1 pseudogene is annotated in these 1,166 nt (G+C 66.5%); it reads left to right on the top strand.

Annotation, left to right across the window (positions count from 1 at the left end):
- Nucleotides 1-153 precede the first annotated feature (153 nt).
- A pseudogene (locus tag AB0D08_RS40835) lies at nucleotides 154-993 on the top strand (ISAzo13 family transposase); the annotation flags it as partial.
- Between the last annotated feature and the right edge of the window lie 173 nt (nucleotides 994-1,166).

Genomic DNA, 1,166 nt, shown 5'->3' on the forward strand with positions numbered 1-1,166 from the left:
CGCCGACGCCAACACCAGGCCCGGACCAGCCACTACAGGCGACGAGGCCACAGCCCAAGAGCTGAAGCCTCATCACAGCAAGCACCGTTGCAGTACTAAGGGCCTGCAGATCAATAATCCGTGGCTTTCCGCTGTGCCAGTCGTTGGCGTGACATGGGGACACGTGACGATCAACTGGTGTTACTGGCAGCGGAGTTCGAGTCCTTCCTGCCTCATCTCGATGAGCGACAGCGGCGCCTGCTGCTGGGTGCCGAGGCCCGTGCCGTCGGTCATGGTGGGATCAGGCTGGTCGCCCGTGCTGCCGGAGTCCGCGAGGCCACCGTGTCCCTTGGCGAGCTCGAGTCCGGACAGGCCCCGCTGGGGCGCGCCCACAAGGTCGGCGGCGGCCGCAAGCGTGTCTCCGGCCTGAACCCGGCCTTTCGCTCCGCGTTGCTCGCCCTGGTCGAGCCCGACTCGCGAGGGGACCCGACGTCACCACTGCGATGGACGACCAAGTCGACCAGGAACCTCGCCCAGGAGCCGGTCCGACAGGGCCACGAGGCCTGTGGGGACACGGGCGGCGACATCCTACGGGAGGAAGGCTTCAGCCTGCAGGCCAGTGCCAAGACCCTCGAAGGAACACAACACCCGGACCGCGACGCCCAGTTCCGCTACCTCAACGAGCGAGCCAGAGCCCACCAGGACGCAGGGGACCCGGTGATCAGCGTGGACACGAAGAAAGAGAACTGGTCGGGCCGTTCAAGAACAACGGCCTCGAGTGGCAGCCAGGACTTCCCGACCCAGGCACTCGGCAGAGCCGTGCCCTAACGGATCTACGATCCGCCGCTGGTGGAACGCCGCCGGCCGCAGCGCCTACTCCAACGCGGGCCGACCGCTGATCACCGCCGATGCGGGCGGCTCCAACGGCTACCGCACCCGGGGATGAAAACCCACCTGGCCGACTTTGCCGCGGAGACCGGACTGGCCGTCACCACGTGCCACCTGCCGAAAGGCAGGCCGAGCTCTGGGCCGATTATCCGTTCGTTCGGGGGATGGGGCTGGGGGTGGGTGGTGTGAGGCTGGCTGTGCGACGGCTGTCGAGGGGCGCCTGTGTTTCTTGATGGATGCCGAGTTTCACCTATTGATTTTGGGGTTTGTATGTCTGTGCGTGTGTCGGGTGTGGTGGG

This window comes from Kitasatospora sp. NPDC048540, from assembly GCF_040651175.1.
GTDB lineage: Bacteria > Actinomycetota > Actinomycetes > Streptomycetales > Streptomycetaceae > Kitasatospora.